This window comes from Pseudaquidulcibacter saccharophilus (assembly GCF_019455445.1).
Lineage (GTDB): Bacteria > Pseudomonadota > Alphaproteobacteria > Caulobacterales > Aquidulcibacteraceae > Pseudaquidulcibacter > Pseudaquidulcibacter saccharophilus.
In genome coordinates this window covers 567,472-592,044 of record NZ_JAHWUS010000001.1, presented here as the reverse complement: position 1 = coordinate 592,044, position 24,573 = coordinate 567,472, and the positions used below count along the sequence as shown (strand labels likewise).

Sequence of the window (24,573 nt, the reverse complement as noted above, 5' to 3'; positions counted from 1 at the left end):
CACAAAGTGGGTTATGATTTATTCATACCCGCCTTGTTCTGGTCGGAAGGTATTTATGCGGCGATCAGTTTCAGTTTTATCGGCTGCGCTAAGCTTGCTTGCAAGATCTTGTGCGTGTGACTTGGCATCGGCATCACCACTTTTTGCGGCAAGCGAATACCAATAATAAGCCTCTTTCGGGTTTTTATCGGTTCCAATACCGCGCTCCGCCATGGCGCCAAGGTTAAATTGGCTATCAGTCATGCCACGCTTTGCTGCTTTACGGAAATTATCGGCCGCCTTTGCGTAATTTTTCTCACCGCCCTCACCATCGGCATAATAGACGCCAAGATTGTGTTGCGCTTGTCTTGAACCAGCAAGAGCCGCCTGTTCAGTGAGTGCTTTGGCCTTTTTAATGTCTTTTGGCACACCCTGCCCACGTTCAAACATTTTTGACAATTTATTCATGGCGCGCGTATCACCTGCGGACGCTGCCTTAACATAAATTTCAGCGGCACCTTTAAAGTTTCCCGCTTGTTCAAGTGCCAATGCCTGCCCGTAAACGGTTTTTGCAGCAGGTTGGTTTGTAGCAGTCGCAATCGCCGGCATAGCGTTGGAAGAAACCTTTTTGGCCTCAACTTTTCTTGCGTCAGTTTTCTTTGCCTCTGGTGTAGTCGGTTTAACTTCTTGTGCTTTTGTTACACTTGTTTCAGGTTTTATCGCCACTTGCGGCTTTGCTTCTGTATTTGCCGGCGTTTGTACTGCAGCCTGATTTGTTGGTGCCTGATTTGTTGGAGACTGAGCATCAGTCGCCGCAACCGGCAGAGCCTCAGTTGAAGCTGGCGCAGCAATTTGACCATTTGTTACCGGCTCATGGTTCTTGATTGCCGCAGGCAATTCAGAACTAGTTTTAACCACTTTTTGCTGTTGCAGATAATTGTAACCAGCATATGCACCAGATGCCACCAGAACCCCGGCCAACGCCACGCCTAATGGTGAAACCACCGGTTTGTGATCCGCATGTTTTGCATCTAGATCATACAGCTTTGCTAGTTTGGTTTCCTTTGGATTTGCCTGTTTTGACTTGTTTGTCTTTTCCGAACCAGGTTTGGAAGAAGCTGCCATAGGCTTTTTTTTTACATTACCTTGCTTTTTACCTTTCTCATCAGCAGCAGACATAGCTGCATTACGGGCCTTTTCTAAATATTCTTGCCCGAAAGGTTTACGTTCTTGTTGCAACTTATTTTGTGTATCGTGCAACTCGTTATCGAATTCATAGGTTTTGTTTTGCAATAACTCTTGTGTATTAGGGTTATAATCACCTTCAAATTCAGACAATAGAGTAAGATCGTCGTTATTTTTACCTTCGGTAATTTTGCCTAAGACATCTTCGTCAAAGTCGCCATCTTCGTGACGGATAAAGTCATTTTCATCAACGGTGGTTTCGTTAAAGAAATTGAAGTCATCACTATCTTCATTATCCGTAATAAAGGTATCATCCGCCTTTTCTTCACTCGCAAAAAGGCGACCCTCAGACGGGATTTTAAAATCTTTTGGCGCTTTTAAAGCTTCTTCAAGTGCCGCATTTTCACTATCATTTAGTGCATCACTTAAAGGTACTTCATATTCTGGAACCGAATATTCAGGCACTTCAAATTCTTGAATTTCTGAATGTGGCTCTGATTTTTCAGATTTATCATGTCCGAAAATACTATCGAGTTCAGATGCCAATGCATCATGACCATCAGCAGAAGCAAAACCGCCCATGCCAAATGGATCGACCTCTTCTTGGGTTATGGTTTCCATTTCCAACGGCATGCTAACCGCATCGATATGCGCGTCAGGTATTTTCTCTTCTTCATGCGCAATTACCAAGTCTTGAGAAGGTTCTTCTGCCTCATCAATCATTGCAAGCTTGATATCAGATGGCGCATCTTTTGATGGACTTAGTTGGTATGAATAATTTGATGGCTTAATGGCTTCGGAATAAACATTATTTTTATTGCCCAATTCCATATTTTCTAGGCGTTCCACCAAATCAACCAAGGTTTCATGCAATGGCTTAGTTATCGATTGCGCCATATCTTGTGCCGCACTTAGGCGGGTTTCAAAAATGCTTAGTTTATCATCAATAAGCTTATTTGAAACGGCAGTGTTTTTACCAATAAGCTCAGAAATATCTTCGTGCGCGCTTTCAAAGCGTTGTTCGATTACATTTTCTTGCTTTTTAATTCGGTCTTCTAATTCGCGGCTACGGCTTTCAAAAACGCTTAAGCGTGTATTCAACTGCTCGGCAATTGTGTTCAAATGTGCATTAGCTTGATTGACTACTGTCGAAGAGCCGCTTTCAAGATCGTTAAGACGTTCATCAATTGCGCTGCTAAGTTTGCCAATTTCCATTTGCATCGCGAGGTGTGAATCTTTGGCATTGGCATTAATATCTTCAATTTCGCGAATTCTTCTGTCCATAGATTCCGCGGTACTGACTAATTTATTGCCAATATTTTCAATCGCACTAACAGTGCCTCTTTCATTGGCTTCGATACGGTCGTTTAATTCACGAATGATGCCAGAGTATTTCTCCTGCGCCTCGGCCTGGGTTTTGGCAACAATGCTTTCAATATTGTCTTCAATATCGGAAATTCTGCCAATAAGTGATGAAATACGACTTTCAATATCTTGGCGAATACGCTCATTGTCATCGCCTTCAAGATTGGCAAGACGAGCAGACAATTCAACCAATGCATCACGCATAGAAGCATTGGTTTTTTCAGTATGTTCAAGAGTTTTATTGTTGAAATCCTCAACATTTGCAAGGCGCGTGTTGAATTTGCTAAATTCTGTTGCCACGCTCGAATTAATCTCATTCACAGATTTTTCGAGGATTTTTTCAACATCCGCTGGCGTCAAGCGATTGCTTTTTTCGCTTACCAAATCCTGCTCGATGCGAGTGGTGCGCAAATTGGTATCACTTAATTGGCGCATAATTGAATCAAGCGAAGTTTCAAGCGCTTGTAATGAATGAATAGTGCGCTGATTATTGTCATTGCTTTCAATACGGCGCAATTTTTCATTAATTGTATTTTGCGCTTCTTTTAAATCTTCAAGAGTATTGGCAATTCTTTCGTTTTTTCTTTCGATGCGCGCTTCGCCATCTTCAAGGCGGCGGGCAAGGCTTTCAACATTTCTGTCACCGCCAACCAACGGGATTGGGGCATAAGCATTATTATTGGCAATTGGTGCAGGTTGTACAAAAGGAACCGCCGCAGGTTGAGCAAACGCAACCGGTTGTGCCACTGTCTCAAGCTTTCGGTTCAACATCTCCATAGCAAGTGCTAGTCTTGAAGTTTCATTTTGAACGGAATTGGCTTTTGGCATGTCATCATAATTGATGCCAAGGTTTTCTGGCTGGTTCATATCGTCTGCTTTGCTGAAAAAAGGTGACGTGCTTACGTCTTTAATAGCATTACCCGACAAAGGATTTTCCCCTATATTTTGGGGTTTTTCACCTATATCTTGGGCTTCATTTTGATTAGAGCTATATTGCTTATAAATATCGCGCAAAGATTCAGCCTTGGGCTTTTGAATTTCTGCTTCGTTGCGACTAATGGGTTGGTTATCGAGAGCTTGCAAAAGAGCTTTTTCCGAATCACTTTTACTATCGGCTTCTTCAATTAAATTATTAATCCATTCACCGATGGTAAGACCATTTTCACCGGCGATTTGCTTTGCAGCCTCGCGGTTATTTGGTTTTATCCCCTTTATACTCCAGGGGTTTTTAAGCGGTTCCGTATTTTCTTTTGTTTGATTCATACTCATTGCTCAAAAATAACTTTACATCGTTATCAAAGCGCCAAACCAACAAAATCTGCTTCACAGACACAATTCGGATATAGTTCGACTTCTTCGATTCATTGAGAAATGAAATGAGTTGGTAAAAATATGGTTAATAGATATTAAACATAATATATTCGCCAAGTTTTATTATGTTGAAATGTAAAGACTAAATAGTTTTCAACATTAAAGGACAAATAAAAATATATTAAAAACTAGTCACGGCAAGTAGAAACTTTACCGCCGGAAACAATACGTATGTATTGACCTTGTTTTACACTATGTTGTGTAACCTGTTCACATTTGCCACGTTCTTTGCGTGCCCAATGCCCATCAACACAAGTTTGGCCATTTTGTGATTGATAACAACGTGCCTCAATATAACGCCATTTTCCATCTTCTGGTAAATTGGTAACATAACCATAGGCATATGGTGCGGCCTCATAGCCATTTGATGCAATTACGGTTTCTCGCATTTGATTACGCGGCGCAGAAACATTCATTGCCTGCGATACACGTTGATAGCTTTGCGCCAATGATGCAGATGCAATTAAACTTAAGCCACCAAATGCAAACAAAACTACTTTTTTCATAACCACACACCGATTGTTAATTAACTTTTTATTAACCATAAAAGAAAAATTATTTTAATCACCCCTTTTCCCTTCATTGGTGTGCGATTTCAAAATTTGACCACATTTTGCGCGTAATAATTGTTGAAGTGTTATAAAATTTACGTTGACGTAAACGTAAATATATTTTATGGCTGTCACATGGACAAAAAAATATCCGATAATGACAGGGAGCGAAAAACCTATTCCATCCGTGAGTTGTGCAAGGAATTTGGCACGACTACGCGGACTTTGCGCTTTTATGAAGACAAGGGCATTTTATTCCCGACACGCCGTGGCACCAGCCGAATTTATTCCCCGCGCGACCGCGCACGTCTTTCGTTGGCACTTCAGGGGAAACGCATTGGCTTGAGGCTAGAAAAGATTGCCGAGCTTTTAAATCTTTATGACCTTAAAGGCGGCAAAATAAAGCAAATCGAAGAAGCAATTCTTATTTTCAAGGCGCAAATAAAAGCTCTTGAACAACAAAAAATCGATCTCGAAGAAACCATCAACGACCTAATTACCCATACAAAACGGGTTGAAGATGAACTTGAAATTATCCGTCAAACGGAAACTAATACAAAAGGTGAGGTAAAGTAATGGATTATAAAGCACCAGTAAAAGACATTGAATTTTTGCTTAATCAAACACTCAATGTAGATGCATATCAAAATCTTGCCGGTTTTGCCGATGCCGACCAAGATACACGTTCGGCAATTTTGGAAGAAATGGCAAAATTCTGCTCTGAGGTTCTTACGCCGCTTAACAAAGTTGGTGATCATCAGGGTTGTAAATTAGATGCCGATGGTAATGTAACCACACCAGATGGTTTCAAAGATGCATATAATCAATATATCGAAGGCGGTTGGTCAACCATTGGCGCATTGCCGGAATTTGGTGGGCAAGGCCTTCCATATTATCTTTCTGTTGCCTTAAGCGAGATGGTATCATCTGCGAATATGTCTTGGGCAATGTATCCGGGTCTAAGCCGTGGTGCATATGCGGCGATTTTGGTTCATGCTAATGATGAATTAAAGCAAAAATATCTTCCAAAAATGGTTGATGGCACCTGGACTGGCACCATGAACCTTACCGAGCCACACTGCGGAACCGATTTGGGCTTACTTCGTACCAAAGCCGTACCAAATGCTGATGGTTCATATGATATTACTGGTCAAAAGATTTTCATCTCGGCGGGTGAACATGACATGGCGGAAAACATTATCCACCTTGTTCTTGCCCGTATCGAAGGCGCACCAGAAGGCACAAAAGGGATTTCTCTTTTCATCGTTCCAAAATTCATGGTCAATGAAGATGGTTCTCTCGGCGCGCGTAACCCAGTTAAATGCGGCAAGCTTGAAGAAAAAATGGGCATCCACGGCAACGCAACCTGTGTCATGAATTATGATGGCGCAAAAGGTTATTTAGTCGGTGAAGCAAACAAAGGCCTAAAAGCCATGTTTGTTATGATGAATGAGGCGCGCCTTGGCGTTGCCCTTCAAGGTCTTGCCCAATCTGAAATCGCGTATCAAAATGCGCTTACCTATGCCAAAGATCGTATTCAAGGTCGTGCATTAACTGGTGCGGTTAATAAAGATGGTCCGGCGGATCCAATCATTGTTCACCCCGACGTACGCCGCATGTTGATGGATATTAAATCATTCAATGAAGGTGCGCGCGGCCTTTTATATTGGGTGGCATTATGGTCTGATATTGCGCATCTATCTGATGACAAAAAGCAAAAAGAAATTGCCGAAGACTATATGGCACTTATGACGCCAGTTATGAAAGGCTATTTCACCGATAAAGGCTTTGATAATGCGGTTATGGCGCAACAAGTTTATGGCGGCCATGGCTTTATCGAAGAATGGGGCATGAGCCAATTTGTGCGTGATGCGCGTATTGCCATGATTTATGAAGGTGCAAATGGCGTGCAGGCACTTGACCTTGTGGGGCGTAAAATTGGTGCTAATAATGGTCGCGCAATTCAACGCTTCTTTGGTGAATGCGATAAATTGGCGAATGAAGTTGGCAAAAGAGGCGAATTGAAAAAATTCAAAGAAGGTCTAAAAACCGCAAAAAATGCATTATTTGATGCAAGCCTTTGGATGATGAAAAATGGTCTAACCAATTTCAACAATGCCGCTGGCTCTTCATATGATTATATGCATTTGTTTGGCATTACGGCCCTTGCCTTTAGCTGGTGTAAACAAGGTCTGGCACTTGGCAATGACAATAGCGAATTTGCAAAAACCAAAATCAAAACTGGCACATATTTCATGGAACGTATCGTTCCAATGGTTGATGCCCACCTTGGCAAAATCAAGGCTGGTTCAAAAACCATGATGGAAATGGGCGTTGATGAGTTTTAGTCAATCTGGCTATTATTCAAGAATTAAAAAAGGGCGATTTTTTCGCCCTTTTTTTCTTATCCTAAAAGTGCCTTTACAGCCTTGGCGATTACCAATTCTTCATCGGCCTTGATAATCTGAATCCTTACGGCGGAGTTTTCGGAATGAATATATTCCGCTTTGGAATTATTCTTATCATTATCGAGTTTTACGTTCAAAAACCCAAGATATTCGATAATTTTCTCGCGTACCAATGCCGCATTTTCACCAATACCACCTGTGAAGACAACGCGGTCAAGCCCGCCCAATGCCACCGACAAAGAGCCGATTTCACGCGCCGCACGATAGGCAAACAAATCAATTGCAATATTTGCATCATCACAATTGGCGGCAATTAAATCACGAATATCATTGGAAATACCCGAAACCCCCAAAAGCCCTGATTTTTTGGTCAACATGGCTTCGATATCTTTGGGGCTATAACCTTCTTGATTTATCAAATAAAGTAAAAGACCAGGGTCAACCGAACCCGAACGTGTCCCCATCATTAAACCATCAAGAACGGTCATGCCCATTGTGGTGGCAACGCTTTTTCCATTTTTAATGGCACACATACTTGCACCATTGCCAAGGTGCGCCGCAACAACACGACCCCCTTTATCCTCTTCATTTGCCAATACATCAGCGACATTTTGATACGATAAGCCGTGAAAACCATAACGTTTAATTCCACGAGCATAAAATTCCTTGGGGATCGTCATCATGGTTGCCAATTGTGGCTGCGTCCGGTGGAAGGCAGTGTCAAAGCACGCAACTTGTGGCAAATCGGGGAAATGGTCCTTCACCGCCTTGATTGCCTGAATATTATGGGGTTGATGCACAAAGGCATAACGGATTAAATCTTCCATTTTTGCCATGCTGTCATCATTTACCATCACGGGGCCATCAAAATAATCACCGCCATGAACCACCCTATGACCGGCGGCAACGGTATTTACTTCTGGGAGATAGGTTTTAAAACCATCCAATAATGCCTCAATCATCACCGCATGGCCGCCAGTTTTTGGCGGCACAAAATCGATAAATTCATCCGCCTTGTCGCCAACAAAACTGCAAACCGCGCCATCAGGTTTTTCATCAATCGTGCCGTGCAAATATTGATTTAGGCAATCCATGCCATAAAGCGCAAATTTAACGGATGATGAGCCGGTGTTAAATACAATTATCCCTTTAACATCTTTCATCATTCACCCCTATTCAGCAGCAACATTTTTTTCATTCAATGCCTTAAAGCGTGCCAAAAGCACACCCAAAGCCGCAGAGGCACGACGGGCAAAAAGCGAATCCGAACGCGAGGTAAGCATGATTGGAACCCGTGCCCCCAAAACAATCCCTGCGGCATCGGCACCCGCAAGATAAATCAATTGTTTGGCAAGCATGTTTCCGGCTTCTAAATCTGGGGCAACCAAAATATCGGCATCACCCGCAACCACTGAAACAATGTGTTTAGTGTCCGCCGCCTCACGCGAGATTGCGTTATCAAATGCAAGCGGGCCATCAAGAATACCGCCGGTAATTTGTCCACGTTCTGCCATTTTGCATAATGCTGCTGCCTCAATAGTAGAATTGATGCGCGGGTTAATGGTTTCAACCGCCGAAAGTATTGCAACTTTTGGCTCTTTGATATCAAGCGCATGGCAAAGATCAATCGCGTTTTGAATGATGTCGCGTTTATCTTCCAAAGTTGGATAAATATTAATTGCGGCATCGGTAATGAATAATGGCTTGTGATAGTTTGGAACATCAAGCGCAAACACATGGGTGATACGGCGCGCAGTGCGCAAACCTTCGGTAGATGACATTACCGCACTCATAAGTTCATCAGTATGCAATGCGCCTTTCATTAATGCTGCGGCCTGCCCCGATCTAACAATTTTAACACCTTCAGCAGCAGCGGCATGGCTGTGATTGGTTGGCACAAGTTCGACATCAGAAATATCAACACCCGCTTCATCTGCGGCACGTTTGATTTTCGCTTCTGGTCCGACCAAGATTGGCGTGATAAAGCCTGCCTCCTTGGCCTCCATTGCGCCGCCGATTGAGGCAACATCAACCGGATGCACAACCGCGGTTCTTAAAGGTTCAAGACCGTTTGCAGCATCAATCATTTTGGCATATTTTGCGCCGATTTTATGCATTATTTTCCCCTACTCAAGACTATTTATAAAACAGACCCATTAATGCAATTTAGTTAACAAATCTACGACTTTGGTCGTAGTACTTTGTCGCAGGGGAGAGGGCAAAAAACACCTATTGCGGGGCGGTGGTTTTTACAATTTCTTTTGCCGCCATATTTTTCTGTAATGACCGGAGATTGGGAATATTGATGGTTGCGGTTAAATCAGGGTGACGCAAATCATTGTAATCAATCGCGCAAAGTGTGGCAATTGTTCCAAGATTATAAGCATCTGGATTTACTTCACTATCAAGAAATTCCAACGCACGTTTAACATGGTTTTGTAGGCGGGTAATATTATCGGTAAATTGCTTTTCAATTGGGCGGATTAATTCATAGCGTAACTTAACCGCAACCTCGGACGCGCCATCGGCAAAAACTTCAAGTCGGCGTTCTTCAAGACCCAAATCATCAGAATAAAGCGATTTATTACCCGACATTGCAATTAAATAAGAGCAAATCATATCCGAACCAATAACCGAACGCCCATCTTCTAAAATCAATGTTGGAATTTGTACAATTGGGTTTACAGCGATTAATTCAGGCGGGTTTTCTGATGGCGGCGCATTCACAAGCTCTAATTTATCGGAAAGTCCGGTTTCAAAAGCAACTATTCTGCATTTACGGGCAAAGGGCGATGCAGGGGCATAGAATAATTTCATTTAACAAGTTCCATCACATAATTCATACGCAGGGTTTGGGCGACTTTATAGCCAAAACCAATCAAGCTTTGTTTCAAATCGGTTTCCCAATCACCGTCACCACGCTCAAGAATGATTAATTGTGGGAACATGCTTTTGGGTGCAGTTTTGAAAAATGGTAGCAATACACTTTCCTCAAAACCTTCAACGTCAATTTTAAACGCTTTTACCTTAGTAATGTTTTGCGAACGTAATATGTCGAGCAATGGTTTAACATCAACCTCAACAAAACCACCGCCTTGTCCCAAGCGCTGCAAAGAAGCCTCACCATCATTGGCGGCGGAAATCGACATCATCATTTTCGAATCATCGGCACCGGCGGCAATTTGCAATGGAATTATATTAAATTCAGGGTTTAAGTCTGCATTGGTCTTAAGGCGGGCAAAAACTTTTGGCTGTGGCTCAAGGGCAATAACTTTGCCAGAGCCAACAAACTTTGCCGCCCACATCGAATAGCCACCAATATTTGCGCCAATATCAACAAACACGTCACCATCGACAAGCGTTTCTGACAAAATCTCACGCTCTTTAAAGTCAAAACGATTGGGCGAAAACACAAGGCGTTTCTCCGCAATATTGCGGCTGGGGTCGAGGCGCATTTTAACGCCAAAAGTTTCCAAATCATATGGCGGTTGCTTTAAACGCATTGTAAGGCGACGGGCAATTGATGCCACGATTTTTGCCCCACCCTTCGCATCATTGTCACGTGACCAATTTATGAGAGATAATTGAAATTTTGTGGGAGCGAAATATCCGAAATTTTGCATTTTCACATCTGATTAAGTTGATTTTATATTGAATATAAGATTATTCATATTCATAGATTATTCTTTACTTTAGAATATTCTTTTCTGGTACGAGATGAAAGCATGAATTTACAGGAATTAACAGCAAAAATAGATACCAAGGCAAAAGCACATGCCCCAATTGGTGTAAAATTCAAACTTAATCTTGTTGATGCCGGCATTATTTTTATCGATGGAACAGATGGAAACAAAGTTTCCAACGATGATAAAGAGGCTGATTGCACCCTTAGCATAAGCATTCCTGATTTCCTTGACCTTGCAAAAGGTAATCTAAACCCAATGGCGGCATTTATGGGCGGGAAATTAAAAATTGATGGTGACATTGGCGCAGCCATGAAATTGCAATCCTTCTTATCGTGATAAAAATGCAAGATTTTCTGATTGATGAACTTACGGCACAATTAAACAACCCAGAAATTTATTGGGTCGATGGACCGCCAAATAATGAAAACGGGCAAATAGTTAAAATGCGGGTTGCCTTTGTCCCAACTAGGCAAATCCCTAAAGGTTCATTCATTGTTATCCCTGGTCGTACCGAATATATTGAAAAATATGCAAAAACCATCACAGAATTAAATGACCGCGGTTTTAATGTTCTAATTGTTGATAATCGCGGGCAAGCAATGTCTGATAGGTTATTAGATGACAAAATGCTTGGTCATATTGATAGTTTTGATAATGCGGCAATACATATTCAAGCAGCATTTTTAAAACTTCGTGATCGCCTTCCAGAGCCTTTATACATGCTAAGCCATTCAATGGGCGGCATGATTGCAATGCATATTTTGTTGCAAGATTATATCCCAACGTTAAAGGCCGCTATTTTTAATGCGCCTATGTGGTGGTTAAAACCACTTCCATTTGCCCGCCAATTATCGGCGGCAGTATGCGCCCTTGGAATGCGTAAAAAGACCGCAATGGGAACACGCCATATTTGGTCACCGCAACCTTTTTCAACCTCTGACGTAACTCACTCACCGCATAATTTTCGGCGCAATTCGTCATTAATGCTTTCCGAGCCTCGTTTGCAATTGGGTGGCCCAACCAATCAGTGGATAAATAAATCTTTTCAAATGATGGCAGGTTTTACCAAAGAAAAATTGGAAAAGGTCAAAATGCCAGTTTTGATTTATCAGGCCGGTGAAGAATTAATTGTCGATAACGATGCCCAAAATCGAATTGCCACAGATCTTCCTGACGCCCGCCTAGTCCGAATTGATGGCGCGATGCACGAAATAATGGTCGAAAAAGAAGAATATCGGCAAAAATTCTGGCAATATTTCGATGAATTTATGAAAAGCAATTAAACTGCATATTCTTTAAAAACCCCATTGAACTCGGGGAAAAGGTAATTAACTGCTTTATGTTACGAGTTTCGGGCAACAAACTTATGCTTAAACTTGCAAATTAACAATAAATACGCCATTTAAGCGCAAAATTCATATAGCAAAGAAAACATCATGCTTAATGCCATTACTAAAATTTTTGGATCTTCTAACGATCGCAAAGTAAAATCCCTTATGCAACGCGTTCAACAACGCATTAACCCGCTAGAGGCAGAAATTTCCAAACTTTCTGATGCCGCACTTGCCGCCAAGACTGCTGAATTCAAGCAAAAATTGGAAAACGGCGCAAAGTTAGACGATATCCTTGATGAGGCATTTGCAGTTGTTCGCGAAGCTTCGAAACGTGCGCTTGGTCAACGCCACTATGATGTGCAGCTTGTTGGCGGCATGGTTTTGAACTCTGGCTCAATTGCTGAAATGCGTACTGGTGAGGGTAAAACCCTTGTGGCGACTGCACCTGTTTATTTGAATGCACTAGAAGGTAAAGGCGCGCATGTCGTAACCGTAAACGATTACCTTGCAAGACGTGACGCATCATGGATGGGTCAAGTTTATGGCTTCTTGGGTCTTTCAACTGGCATCATCGTCCCTGATTTACGTGATAGCGAACGCCGTGCGGCATATAATTGCGATATTACCTATGCAACCAATAATGAATTAGGTTTTGATTATCTGCGTGATAATTTGAAATATAGCCTTGATGAAATGGCACAGCGCGGACACCATTTCGCAATTGTCGATGAGGTTGACTCTATCCTTGTTGACGAGGCACGTACCCCGCTAATTATTTCTGGTCCAACCGATGACCGTTCTGATTTTTATCGCAAAGTTGATGAATTAATCTATCTTCTCGATAAATCTGATTATGAGCATGACGAAAAACAGCGTACTGCTGTATTCACTGAACAAGGTTCCGAACATATTGAAGAATTGTTGGTTCAACATGGCCTACTCCAAGGTTCATTGTATGAAGTTGCCAATACGTCAACCGTTCACCACGTGAATCAGGCGCTTAAGGCCCACGTATTATTCCAACGTGATAAAGACTATATCGTTAAAGATGGTGAAGTAATTCTTATCGACGAATTTACCGGTCGTATGATGACCGGCCGTCGTCTTTCGGAAGGCTTACACCAAGCAATCGAAGCCAAAGAAGGTGCCGACATTCAACCGGAAAACCAAACCCTTGCATCGATTACATTCCAAAACTATTTCCGTCTTTATTCAAAACTTGCCGGCATGACCGGTACCGCACAGACTGAGGCGGCAGAATTTGAATCTATTTACGGGCTTTCGGTTGTTGAAATTCCAACCAATCGCCCAGTACAACGTATTGATGATAACGACCTAGTATTCCAAACCGAAGATGCAAAACACCGCGCAATTGTTCGCGACATCGAGGAAACCCATGCAAAAGGTCAACCAATATTGGTTGGTACGGCATCAATTGAAAAATCAGAAGTTATTTCTGAACTTTTGAAAAAGAAAAAAATTCCACACAACGTTCTTAACGCCCGTTATCACGAACAAGAGGCGGAAATTATCGCAGATGCCGGTGTTCCGGGTGCGGTAACAATCGCAACCAACATGGCGGGTCGCGGTACGGATATTCAGCTTGGCGGTAACTTTGAAATGCGCCTTGCCAAAAAGCAACGCGAACGTGAGGCTGCGTGGGGTCGTGAAATGACCCATGAAGAAATCGAAAAATTAAAATCTGAAATCGTTCCTGAAATTGAAAAGGCAAAACAAAAAGCACTTGATTTAGGTGGCCTTTATGTTTTGGGTACAGAGCGTCACGAAAGCCGCCGTATTGATAACCAGCTTCGTGGTCGTACCGGTCGCCAAGGTGACCCTGGTCGTTCACGTTTCTATTTGTCAACCGAAGACGATTTATTGCGTATTTTCGGTGGCGATAAATTTAAAAACCTTATGTCTTCAATGAACATCCCAGAAGATGAACCAATTGAAGAGCGTATGATGAACAAAGCGATGGAAATCGCGCAAAAACGCGTTGAGGCCCGTAACTTTGACATTCGTAAAAATCTTTTGAAATATGATGACGTTATCAACGATCAACGTAAGCAAATTTTTGAAGAACGCAAAGAATTCATGCGTGATGATGATGTTGAAGAAACCATCGCCTTTATGCGTGAAGAAGTTATCGAAGATTTGTGCGCCCGCTTTATGCCGCCAAAACTATTGCCAGAACAATGGAACGGTGATGGCCTTCATGAGGCGGTTAAATCTGGCCTTGGTGTTGACTTACCGCTTAAAGAATGGATTTCCGAAGAAGGTGTTGACGATAATGATATTAAAAAACGCATTATCGAAGCCGCAGAAAAGCTTTGGGCCGAAAAAGTTGCGGTTATTGGCGCGGATCAAGCACGCGATGTTGAAAAGCAAGTATTGCTACAAACCATTGATGCAAAATGGCGTGAACACCTTGTAACTGTTGATCACCTACGTTCAGTTATTCACCTTCGTGGTTATGGACAGCGCGACCCGTTGATTGAATACAAAACCGAAGGCTTTACATTGTTTGAAACCATGCGCGAAGAATTGCGCAATGACGTGGTTTCAATCCTGCAAAACCTACAAATAATGCAACGCCCACCACAAGAAGTTAGCCCTGGCTTAATCGAAGGTGCGGATATTTCCCAGTTTGGTGAAGGTTTCATCAATCCATCAGATATTAAAGCGTCACACCCACGCCCAGATACCGATCTTGATGAAATGGGCGATGATGCAGATGACCTTGTGCCATCACCAATGGGCGATATGCCAAGAAGCTGGCTTAATACCCCGCGGAATGCCGACTGTCCTTGCGGAAGTGGTAAAAAATTCAAACATTGCCACGGTAAAATAGCCTAAACCCACTTCTCCTCCCTTGCGCAGCGAGGGAGGTGTCATCGAAGCTGACGGATGGGGCACTTCCCGCACGAACTTTACTTGCTCTTCGGTTTACGGAAAAAGCAAAAAATAAAAACATGCGATATGGTGGGCGTTTGCCCACCCGCAAATTGCTTTATTTTTTCGTTACGCTCGCATAACGTTTTGAAACGGCGTCCCAATTTACCACTTGCCACCAAGCATCAATATAATCACCACGTTTGTTTTGATATTTCAGATAATAGGCATGTTCCCACATATCATTGCCAAGCAGAGGTGTGCCTTTTACCTCGGCAATGTCCATCAATGGGTTATCCTGATTTGGGGTCGAAGTAATTGCAAGTTTGCCATCAGCGCCGACAATCAACCAAACCCAACCAGAACCGAAACGACCAAGTCCAGCTTTTTTAAATTCTGCTTTAAAGTTATCCATACTTCCAAAGCTGCTGATAATTGCCGCATTCAGCGCCGGTGAAGGTGTGCCAGATTTTGCGACTGGTGCCATACTGTCCCAGAAAAAAGTATGGTTCCAATGACCGCCCGCATTATTGCGAACTGCTGGCGGTAAAGTTCCTGCTTTGACAATTAATTGATCAAGGCTTTGCCCACCAAGCGCAGGATTGGCAGCAATTGCCTTATTAAGATTATCAACATAGGCTTGGTGGTGTTTATCATGGTGAATTGTCATAGTTTGTGTATCAATAGCGGGTTCAAGCGCGTCATAAGCATATGGCAATGGCGCCAATGTAAAGGCGCTCATTGGTGCATCAATTGCCTTGGGAGCATTATTCTGCTGCGCATTAGCACAAACCGGAATTAAGAAAACGGTCGCAATTGCCAAGATACTGGTCGAAAATAGTTTTATATTGTTTCTCATTATCATACCTAATATTTATCCTAAAAGAATTTTCCACTGCAAGGCTAGAAGCCAATCGCAAAGACATTGGTTCAAAATGAAAACCCCGTCATATTAATTAATGGCGGGGTTAAGTGGAGATTATTTTGCTGTATATGCCCCATCCACGAGGTGATAAGAACCTGTGATGAAACTTGCGGCATCAGATAGTAAGAAACACACAAGTGCCGATACTTCTTCAGGTGTCCCCAATCTGCCGATTGGATGAAGTGGCACAAGTGCAGCGTTCAAAACCTCATCATTGCCAATGCCGTCAAGAAGTGGGGTTTTAATGAACCCTGGCCCAATCGCATTAATACGCACGCCCTTGTGCGAATATTCAAGTGCCGCATTTTTGGTTAAACCTACAACGCCATGTTTTGCGGCAACATATGCCGCAGAATTGGCAAAACCAACCGAACCTAAAATCGACGCCATATTAACAATCGCACCACCGCCATGTTTTAACATTTCGGCAATTTCGTATTTGGTTCCGTAAAATACGCCATTCAAATTAGTATTGATAACTTGTAACCAACCATCCACACTTAGGTCTGCAATGGGGTTTGCTTCACCACCGATACCGGCGTTATTAACCGCTAAATTAAGGTGTCCAAATTCTTTAACGGCAAAATCAACCATTGCCTTAACTTGTGCGGCATCCGAAACATCAACTTTGAAAACTTTGACTTTGTCACCAAGTTCGGCAGCAATATGGTTTGCGCCTTCGATCTTGTAATCACCAATGACAATCTTTGCACCGCGCGAATGTAATTCGCGAACAACCGCCGCCCCAATGCCCGAGCCACCACCGGTTACAATTGCAACTTTGCCTTCAAAATCTTGTGACATCTTTAGTCTCCTTTATTGTTGACTAAAGATATCGGGAATTTAGGGCAAGATTGTGAAGAAAAAATAAAAATTAGCTAAAGAAACCAACTAATTCCTTAGTCTTTTTCAAGATTGGAGCGGCGATTGCATTTGCACGCTCCGCACCTTCTCTAAGGATTTTGTCGATATGGTCATGGTTATCCATATAATCGCGCATTTTGGCGTTTACAGGTGCAAGTTTTTCCACCGCCAAATCCGCAAGTTTTGGTTTGAACAATCCAAAGCCAGCGCCCGCAAATTCGGCCACCACAGCCTCTTTTGTAGTCTCTGCAAGGGCGGCATAAATCCCCACCAAATTGTCAACCTCAGGGCGGGCTTTTAATTCATCCATTGTTTCAGGCATTGGGAATTGGTCGGTGCGCGCCTTTTTGAATTTCTTGGAAATTGTATCGGCATCATCGGTAAGATTGATGCGTGAAAGTTCCGCAGGGTCCGATTTTGACATTTTCTTTGAACCATCTTGAAGGTTCATTACGCGTGCCGCCTCTTTACCAATCAATGGTTCAGGAAGCGGGAAAAAGCCCTTTGCTTTAAAATCATTATTGAATTTTGCCGCAACGTCGCGCGCCAATTCCAAATGCTGTTTTTGATCTTCGCCAACTGGAACATGGGTCGCATGATATGCCAAAATATCCGCCGCCATAAGCGCAGGATACGCAAATAAACCCAATGACACGCGTTCTGAATTTTCGCCCGCCTTGTCTTTAAATTGGGTCATGCGTTCCATCCAACCCATACGCGCCACGCAATTTAAAATCCATGCAAGTTCGGCATGGGCAGAAACATTTGATTGGACAAATACGATACTTTTTTCAGGGTCAATACCCGCCGCCAAATACGCCGCCGCCACTTCGCGGGTTTGTAGCACAAGTTTTTTTGGATCTTGTGGCACGGTAATCGCGTGCATATCAACCACACAGAAAATTGATTCCATTTCATATTGTAAAGGCACGAAACGCTTAATCGCGCCCAGATAATTACCAAGGTGAATGTTTGCAGTTGGTTGCACACCGGAAAAAATACGTTGCGGGCGTTTTGGTTTTTCTTGTTCTTCAGACATTTGATTTCTCTTTAATTTGCGAGGTCTGTTTAGAAGTTTTTTTGAATAAACGCAAATATGATTTTAAGCTATTGTCAGGAAAGGTTTTTGCGATAATCTGCAATTACAACAAGCCGCCCCTTGAAAGCCATATGATAATATTAACAGCTTCAAAGGGAAATATAAAAGAGGTTTCCAAATGATAATTTCACGCCGCGCATTAAATTTTGGTCTTGGTTCAATTCTGGCATTGCCACTATTTGCCAATGCCGCAGAAAGTGACAATGTAATTGATAATTTATTCGGCGAAACTGCCAAGGATTGGCTTGAGGATATGTTGAAATCCTCCCCCGTTTCTGCGACCCAAATTGGCAAACATGATTATGATGAAATGGTTGATGACCTTGGTATTCAAGCAATTCAAGGCAGCGCACAAAAGGCAAAGACCTTCCTTGCCAAGCTTGAGAAAATAAACCGCAAGGCATTATCGAAACCAGTGGCAATTGATTATAATTTATTGGTCAATTCTTTGAAATCACAAATTTGGAATATTGAAACCCTTAAAGAATGGGAATGGAACCCACTTTATTACCAAAACGTGATTGGAAGCGCGATTTATAACCTGATGGCGCGTGATTTTGCGCCAATTCGCCTTCGCCTACTTGCCGCCGGCGAAAGAATGAAAAAATCCCCCGCATTATTTGCCGCCGTTCGCGCAAATATTAAACCCGCGAAAGTTCCAACCCCTTATGCAATAACCTATTCCGCACAAAACAAAGGTTTAAAATCAATCATTGATGAAATGATTATTCCTGAATTAAAAAACCTTGCGCCATCTGAACAAGAAGAATTAAAGGCGATCATTGCCAAATATAATCAAGAAGTTGATGCCCACCAAAAATGGATTGATGAAACCCTTGTCCCCGTTGCAAAGGGTGATTTTAGGGTTGGAGCAAAGGTTTTTGACAAACAGCTTAAATTTGTATTGCAATCAAACTTAACCCGTGAAGACATAAAACAAAAAGCGCTTGATCGGATTAAATACGTGCGCGGTCAAATGTTTGAAATTGCAAAAAATTATTATGAGGGTGCAATCCCTGCCACACCCGATGAAGACACAATTCAAAAAGTAATTCAAAACGCAATAAACAAAGCAGCCGAAGCACGGCCAGAGCGCAACGCACTAGTTGAAACTGCAACCGCAATGACCGAGGTTGCGCGTAAATTCGTGATTGAGAAAGACCTTATCACCCTACCTGATGGACCCGTGAAGGTAATTTTAATGCCAGAGTTCCAACGTGGCTATGCGGTGGCATATTGTGACAGCCCCGGGCCTTTGGACAAAAACCTTCCAACATTCTATGCGGTTTCACCAATTCCCGATGATTGGAGCAAAGAACAAGCGGATTCATTCCTAAAAGAATATAGTTTGCGCGGTATTCAAGATATTGCCGTGCATGAGGCAATGCCCGGGCATTATGTGCAAATTTTCCACGCCAATACTTATCCATCAATTTTGCGCGCCATTCTTTCAAGTGGTTCATTTGTAGAAGGTTGGGCGGTTTATGCCGAAAACATGATGGTTGAACAGGGCTTTAAGGCCGACGACCCGCTTTACAAACTGGTGCAGTTAAAAGTGCAACTTCGTACCATCACCAACGCGCTTATTGATCAAAAAATCCATTGCGAGGGCATGACAGAGGATGAAATGATGAAACTTCTGACCGAAACCGCCTTCCAAGAAGAAAGTGAGGCACGTGGCAAATGGCGGCGCGCACAATTATCATACACCCAATTATCAACCTATTTTGTCGGCTTCATGGAGCATTTGGACGCCCGCGCCGCTTATGAAAAGAAAATGGGTAAAAACTTCGACCTTAAAAAATACCATGATGGTATTTTGGCATTTGGCTCACCACCAATGAAATATGCAAAGGCAAGTTTGTTGGGGTAAAACCATCTCCTCCCCTGCCCTAAGCGGGGGAGGTGATTTGCAAAGCAAATCGGAGGGGGCGAAGCGATTAAGAATTAAGAATTAAGAATTAAGAATTTTGTCATGCCGCACTTGTTGCGGCATCTTTATTTTCAAAATCATAATAAAAAAGCCCTGCATTGCAGGGCTTTTTATATAGGTAACGATTTGAATTTCTTACGCCTGTAAGCTACGCCCGATTTTAAGGAATCGCTCACGGCGATGTGCCTTAATTGCCGCCGCATCCATTCCATCAAAAGCTTTTAATGCCTTATCAACCGCTTCACCAACTGATTTAATAACCGCATCAGAATGGCGATGTGCGCCGCCCAATGGCTCAGGGATAATTTCATCAATAACGCCAAGGCCTTTTAAATCTTGGGCAGTGATTTTCATACCAATTGCCGCATCTTTGGCTTTATCATTGCTACGATAAAGGATTGATGCCGCACCTTCGGGTGAAATTACCGAATAAATAGAGTTTTCAAGCATTAGCACAGAGTTTGCAGACGCAATCGCCACCGCACCACCAGAACCACCTTCACCGGTAATAACCGCAACCATTGGCACACCAAGGGTTAGACAGCGTTCAGTTGAACGTGCAATTGCCTCAGCTTGTCCGCGCTCTTCGGCATCAAGACCGGGATAAGCACCAGCGGTATCAACCAATGAAATTACAGGAAGACCAAATTTTTCCGCCATATCCATAAGGCGGATGGCCTTACGATAACCTTCGGGGCGCGCCATGCCAAAATTATGCTTTAGGCGTTCGTCAGTGGTTTTGCCTTTTTCATGGCCGATAATCACACAATTGCGACCTTTAAAGCGGCCAAGACCGCCCATAATTGCCTCATCGTCGGCAAAATTTCTGTCACCCGCAAGCGGCACAAAATCTTTTACCAAAGAACGCACATAATCAACATAATGCGGGCGATCAGGATGGCGGGCAACCTTGGTTTTTTTCCAAGGGTCAAGGTTGGCATATAAATCTGCGAGCGCTTTATTAGATTTCGCCCGAAGTTTGGAGATTTCATCGCGCACATTCGCGCCGGTTCCAGCAGCCGCAGCAGCCGTCAATTCATCGATTTTCTTTTCAAGCTCAACAAGTGGCTTTTCAAAATCCAGAAAATTTGCAGTATTTACCATGCAACCTCACTAAGCGGGAAAATAGGTTTCAGCAAGTCTTTATTGCAATCTTTTTAGATTTGCAGACCTTTTCCAATAAATTTTTTTGTCTTTTAAACGCTGTTTTAAATTTTATAAATATTTTTGCGCACTTGGTGACAGAACTTTATCCACATAATTTGCAGGTGAAATTTGCATTTGTTAAGAATTGGCGTGTATGAACACCTTGTAACAACAGCTTTAAGGCTTAAATAAAGAGATATTTGAGTTTTTCGGAGAATTTTTATGCGTCTTGATGAAGAAGAAACCCCAAAAGCACCGGAATCATCGCTTGCTTTGCTTGAAAAGGCATTACTCGATTCCCGTACCATTCTTTTAACGGGCGCAATTGATGATACGCAGGCACGCCGCGTTACCGAGCGTTTGATTGCGCTTTCGGCAATTTCATCTGATCCAATTTTGCTTATTTTGTCTTCACCTGGTGGTCACGTTGAAAGCGGTGATATGATTCACGATATGATTAAATTCGTATCTGCCCCTGTGAATATTCTTGCAACTGGTTGGGCGGCATCTGCGGGCGCATTAATTTTTGCTGCGGCACCGGTTGAACGCCGTTTCTGCACCCCAAACACCCGCTTCCTTTTGCATGAACCACGCGGCGGCGTTGGTGGTATGGCATCTGATGTGGAAATTCAGGCACGCGAAATCATTCGTATGCGTGAACGCCTAAACCGTATTTTCGCGGCAGCAACCGGACAACCCTATGAAAGAATTGTTGCCGATACAGACCGCGACTATTGGATGAGCGCGCAAGAAGCAATCGATTATAATTTCGTTGGAAAAATTGTTTCAACAAAAGACGAAATCAAATAATCTAAACAGCATTAAATTAAAAAAGCCCCCGATATTTTCGGGGGCTTTTTTTGTTAAGCAACAAATTCCTTTAATGTGCCTTCAAACGCTTTCCATAAATCGTCTTTATGAATTTTGAATGCCTTAGCAATTTCAAGACTATTGCCGGCGGCAACCCCAATTTTGCGTGACGCAAGTCCTTTATCAAATAGGATTTGGTTCACCGCACCTTCATTTTCAGGGGCAACGGCAATTAAGAAGCGCGCCTGATCTTCGGCAAACAATGCGGCATTAAGTGGAATATCTTCCTGCACCTGACCAACAATACCAATATCAGAGCCCATTGTCATTTTCGCAAGGCCAAGTGCCAAGCCACCATTTGACAAATCGTGACATGCTTCGATTAAACCTTTTTCATTTAGCTCAAGAATGGTTTCGCCAGTCTGTTTTTCCAAAACCAAATCAACTTTTGGCGGCGCACCATCTTCACGACCAACCAATACTTTCATGGCAGTGGTCGCACCCATATTATCAGTGGTATTGCCAATAAGGATAATGGTGTCACCCTCATTAATGCCGCCATACCCAATGGCATCATTATAATTTTTAATCAGGCCTACACCGCCGACCACAGGGGTTGGCAAAATTGGTGTGCCCATTGTCTCATTGTAAAGTGATACGTTGCCCGAAACCACCGGATATTCCAAAACCTTACACGCTTCTGCCATGCCTTCGATTGCCATAACAATCTGCCCCATGATTTCAGGGCGCTCTGGTGAGCCAAAGTTAAGATTATCGGTAATTGCAATCGGGGTTGCACCAGTTGCGATAATGTTGCGATAGCTTTCGGCAACAACCTGTTTACCGCCTTCATAAGGGTCGTTTTTGACATAAAGCGGGGTGCAATCACATGTAATTGCCAATGCCTTGTCTGTGCCATGAACGCGAACAAGCGCAGCATCAGAAGCATGCGAAGAATCCGCCAAAGTATCCGCCATAACGTGACGGTCATATTGTTCCCAAATCCAACGTTTTGAACAAATATCAGGGCTTGCAAGGATTTTTAAAAGCGCATCACCCAAATCGCCCAATTCGCCGATTTCACGCGCAGTTACTGGTTTTTCAACTTCGGGCTTAACCCAAGGGCGATCATAGTTTGGTGCATCTGATGACAATGGGCCAACAGGAATGTCGCAAACAACCTCACCATCAAACTCAAGAACCATGCGTCCGGTATCGGTGGTATAGCCAATAACCGCATAATCCAAATCCCATTTTTGCATGATTGCTTCGGCAATATGTTCTTGCCCTGGTTTAATGATGGCAAGCATACGTTCTTGTGATTCGGAAAGCATCATTTCATATGGCGTCATATGGGTTTCGCGAACCGGAACATCATTCATTTTCAAAACAATGCCAAGGCCTTCTTTGCCCGCCATTTCAACAGAACTAGAGGTAAGGCCCGCAGCACCCATATCCTGAATTGCCTCAATACAATCGGTTTGCATCAATTCAAGGGTGGCCTCAATAAGCAATTTTTCCATGAACGGGTCACCAACCTGAACAGTTGGGCGCTTTTCATCCGAATCCACATCAAATTCAGCCGATGCCATAGTTGCACCATGAATACCATCACGACCAGTTTTTGAACCAAAATAAACGATTGGCGAACCAACTTTGGCACCGCGTGAATAGAAAATCTTGTCTTGCTCGGCTAAACCAACGCACATCGCATTCACAAGGATATTGCCGTTATAAGATGCGTGGAAATTGGTTTCACCGCAAACAGTTGGCACCCCAACACAATTGCCATAACCGCCAATACCCGCAACCACGCCATTCAAAAGGCGTTTTGTGTGCTGGTTTTCCATTTCGCCAAAGCGCAAAGCATTGGCAAGCGCCACAGGGCGCGCACCCATTGTAAACACATCGCGCATGATGCCGCCAACACCGGTTGCCGCACCCTGGTATGGTTCAATGAATGATGGGTGGTTATGCGATTCCATTTTGAAAATCGCGGCCTGATTATCACCAATATCAATAACACCCGCATTCTCACCAGGGCCCTGAATAACCAATGGTCCAGAAACCGGAAATTTCGACAAATGGCGGCGTGATGATTTATAGGAACAATGCTCCGACCACATGACAGAGAAAATGCCAAGTTCCAATAAATTCGGCGCACGACCAAGACGGTCGAGGATGATTTGATACTCATCCGGCTTGATGCCGTGTTCAGCGATAATTTCGGGGGTGATTTCGGTGTTATTTGTCATAATCAGCCCATAGCGGATTTATGAAATAATGTCAGCATATCGCCGTGAAATTTATTAAATAAACGCAGAATTATTTTACTGGTAAAAGAACCAATTCCGTCATCTCTTTTTTTGGGTCAAATTTTACAGGCTCTTTAAGCTTGCCAATTGTAACAAGATCGCGTTTCACACTTGCCTGCCAACATAGCCCATTATCGTTCTTGGTATTTTTAACTTCATATAACACTGAAACTAGGGCTTTTGATGCACCATTTGCCTTTGTCGGAATTTTAAAATCGCCACCCAAAGAAGGAAGCCCTTCCATATTGCTAACCTCTATTTTTGGATCAGCGCAATTGAATAATCTAAATGAAATTAAATCGCCATCAAGAAATTTTTCATTGCTTGAGAATGTTAGCGCGGCTAAGGCGTCACCATATTTATTATAATATGCTTTATCGTGCTGATTTTTCAAACCAAGTGAAGCAGCAACTGCATCATCGGCCACTTCTTCAACCATAGCCATTTCTTTTGCGTTAAGACCCGCAGATTTTGTAAAATCCACTACTTCACCATTACGGTAAACACTAATCATTTTCTCCTGCTCGCTAAGATCCTGCTTAATACTAATTGAATTAGCTTTAGGATTCGAAGCCTGATTAACTGTTACCTTTGCTTCAGGCGCAGGATTAAGAACCATCATTGTAATAAAAGGAAGAAAAATAAAATCCACGCCACGCCTCCATACTGGTTATACAACCAATGGATGCCACAGCAATCACCTTACC

19 protein-coding genes are annotated in these 24,573 nt (G+C 42.9%); 7 read left to right on the top strand and 12 right to left on the bottom strand.

The genetic code is table 11. The features are described 5' to 3' along the window. Positions 1-18 precede the first annotated feature (18 nt). A complete protein-coding gene (locus KXV15_RS02765; RefSeq protein WP_240006633.1) occupies positions 19-3,798 on the bottom strand; it encodes a hypothetical protein in 3,780 nt (1,259 codons plus the stop codon). Positions 3,799-4,028: 230 nt separating this feature from the next. After that, the gene (locus KXV15_RS02760; RefSeq protein ID WP_240006632.1) at positions 4,029-4,406 is read right to left on the bottom strand and encodes a hypothetical protein; all 378 of its coding nucleotides are present in this window, start codon (positions 4,404-4,406) and stop codon (positions 4,029-4,031) included. A 180-nt stretch (positions 4,407-4,586) separates the two neighbouring features. On the opposite strand from KXV15_RS02760, the gene KXV15_RS02755 reads away from it, so the two are divergent. Both KXV15_RS02755 and KXV15_RS02750 read left to right on the top strand, forming a co-directional pair. After that, positions 4,587-5,027 carry a MerR family transcriptional regulator gene (locus KXV15_RS02755; protein WP_240006631.1) on the top strand — a complete coding sequence of 147 codons (441 nt, stop codon included), beginning with the start codon at positions 4,587-4,589 and terminating at the stop codon, positions 5,025-5,027. Continuing rightward, a complete protein-coding gene (locus KXV15_RS02750) occupies positions 5,027-6,799 on the top strand; it encodes an acyl-CoA dehydrogenase C-terminal domain-containing protein (RefSeq protein ID WP_240006630.1) in 1,773 nt (590 codons plus the stop codon). The genes KXV15_RS02755 and KXV15_RS02750 overlap by 1 nt, the downstream gene beginning before the upstream one ends. A 56-nt stretch (positions 6,800-6,855) precedes the next feature. On the opposite strand, the gene KXV15_RS02745 is transcribed toward KXV15_RS02750, so the two are convergent. The 4 genes from KXV15_RS02745 to KXV15_RS02730 form a co-directional block, all read right to left on the bottom strand. Then, positions 6,856-8,022, bottom strand: a complete 1,167-nt coding sequence (locus tag KXV15_RS02745) for an acetate/propionate family kinase (protein WP_240006629.1) — start codon at positions 8,020-8,022, stop codon at positions 6,856-6,858. A gap of 9 nt (positions 8,023-8,031) precedes the next feature. Then, on the bottom strand, positions 8,032-8,976 hold the full coding sequence (locus KXV15_RS02740) for a bifunctional enoyl-CoA hydratase/phosphate acetyltransferase (RefSeq protein WP_240006628.1): 945 nt from the start codon (positions 8,974-8,976) through the stop codon (positions 8,032-8,034). Positions 8,977-9,088: 112 nt separating this feature from the next. Next, a complete protein-coding gene (locus tag KXV15_RS02735) occupies positions 9,089-9,676 on the bottom strand; it encodes a glutathione S-transferase N-terminal domain-containing protein (protein WP_240006627.1) in 588 nt (195 codons plus the stop codon). Then, complete coding sequence (locus tag KXV15_RS02730; RefSeq protein WP_240006626.1) at positions 9,673-10,389, bottom strand: FkbM family methyltransferase; 717 nt, start codon at positions 10,387-10,389, stop codon at positions 9,673-9,675. The genes KXV15_RS02735 and KXV15_RS02730 overlap by 4 nt, the downstream gene beginning before the upstream one ends. Before the next feature lie 195 nt (positions 10,390-10,584). Here KXV15_RS02730 and KXV15_RS02725 point away from each other — a divergent pair, with 195 nt between their 5' ends. The 3 genes from KXV15_RS02725 (at position 10,585) to secA (ending at position 14,738) form a co-directional block, all read left to right on the top strand. Next, positions 10,585-10,881: an SCP2 sterol-binding domain-containing protein gene (locus KXV15_RS02725; RefSeq protein WP_240006625.1), complete on the top strand. Its 297-nt coding sequence runs from the start codon at positions 10,585-10,587 to the stop codon at positions 10,879-10,881. A 5-nt stretch (positions 10,882-10,886) separates the two neighbouring features. Next, positions 10,887-11,828, top strand: coding sequence for an alpha/beta fold hydrolase (locus tag KXV15_RS02720; protein WP_240006624.1), 942 nt, complete (start codon positions 10,887-10,889; stop codon positions 11,826-11,828). A gap of 153 nt (positions 11,829-11,981) precedes the next feature. Continuing rightward, entirely contained in the window at positions 11,982-14,738 is a 2,757-nt protein-coding gene (secA, locus tag KXV15_RS02715) for a preprotein translocase subunit SecA (RefSeq protein ID WP_240006623.1), read from the top strand. Positions 14,739-14,892: 154 nt separating this feature from the next. Here secA and KXV15_RS02710 read toward each other — a convergent pair whose 3' ends face one another. The 3 genes from KXV15_RS02710 to trpS all read right to left on the bottom strand — a co-directional run bounded on the left by KXV15_RS02710 (position 14,893) and on the right by trpS (position 17,602). After that, the gene (locus KXV15_RS02710) at positions 14,893-15,633 is read right to left on the bottom strand and encodes a superoxide dismutase (RefSeq protein ID WP_476704307.1); all 741 of its coding nucleotides are present in this window, start codon (positions 15,631-15,633) and stop codon (positions 14,893-14,895) included. A 120-nt stretch (positions 15,634-15,753) separates the two neighbouring features. Continuing rightward, the gene (locus KXV15_RS02705) at positions 15,754-16,503 is read right to left on the bottom strand and encodes an SDR family NAD(P)-dependent oxidoreductase (RefSeq protein ID WP_240006622.1); all 750 of its coding nucleotides are present in this window, start codon (positions 16,501-16,503) and stop codon (positions 15,754-15,756) included. A 70-nt stretch (positions 16,504-16,573) separates the two neighbouring features. Next, the gene (gene trpS / locus KXV15_RS02700; RefSeq protein ID WP_240006621.1) at positions 16,574-17,602 is read right to left on the bottom strand and encodes a tryptophan--tRNA ligase; all 1,029 of its coding nucleotides are present in this window, start codon (positions 17,600-17,602) and stop codon (positions 16,574-16,576) included. Between the two features lie 178 nt (positions 17,603-17,780). Here trpS and KXV15_RS02695 point away from each other — a divergent pair, with 178 nt between their 5' ends. Then, positions 17,781-19,535 carry a DUF885 domain-containing protein gene (locus KXV15_RS02695; RefSeq protein ID WP_240006620.1) on the top strand — a complete coding sequence of 585 codons (1,755 nt, stop codon included), beginning with the start codon at positions 17,781-17,783 and terminating at the stop codon, positions 19,533-19,535. Between the two features lie 195 nt (positions 19,536-19,730). Here the strand turns inward: KXV15_RS02695 and KXV15_RS02690 are convergent, their stop codons facing one another. Continuing rightward, positions 19,731-20,699 (bottom strand): acetyl-CoA carboxylase carboxyltransferase subunit alpha, encoded by a 969-nt coding sequence (locus KXV15_RS02690; protein WP_240006619.1) that lies wholly within the window; start codon positions 20,697-20,699, stop codon positions 19,731-19,733. Positions 20,700-20,963: 264 nt separating this feature from the next. Here KXV15_RS02690 and KXV15_RS02685 point away from each other — a divergent pair, with 264 nt between their 5' ends. Continuing rightward, positions 20,964-21,551, top strand: coding sequence for an ATP-dependent Clp protease proteolytic subunit (locus tag KXV15_RS02685; RefSeq protein WP_240006618.1), 588 nt, complete (start codon positions 20,964-20,966; stop codon positions 21,549-21,551). Between the two features lie 53 nt (positions 21,552-21,604). Here KXV15_RS02685 and purL read toward each other — a convergent pair whose 3' ends face one another. Further along, positions 21,605-23,806 (bottom strand): phosphoribosylformylglycinamidine synthase subunit PurL, encoded by a 2,202-nt coding sequence (gene purL, locus KXV15_RS02680; RefSeq protein ID WP_240006617.1) that lies wholly within the window; start codon positions 23,804-23,806, stop codon positions 21,605-21,607. A 70-nt stretch (positions 23,807-23,876) separates the two neighbouring features. Continuing rightward, positions 23,877-24,518: a hypothetical protein gene (locus KXV15_RS02675; RefSeq protein ID WP_240006616.1), complete on the bottom strand. Its 642-nt coding sequence runs from the start codon at positions 24,516-24,518 to the stop codon at positions 23,877-23,879. Positions 24,519-24,573: the final 55 nt, after the last annotated feature.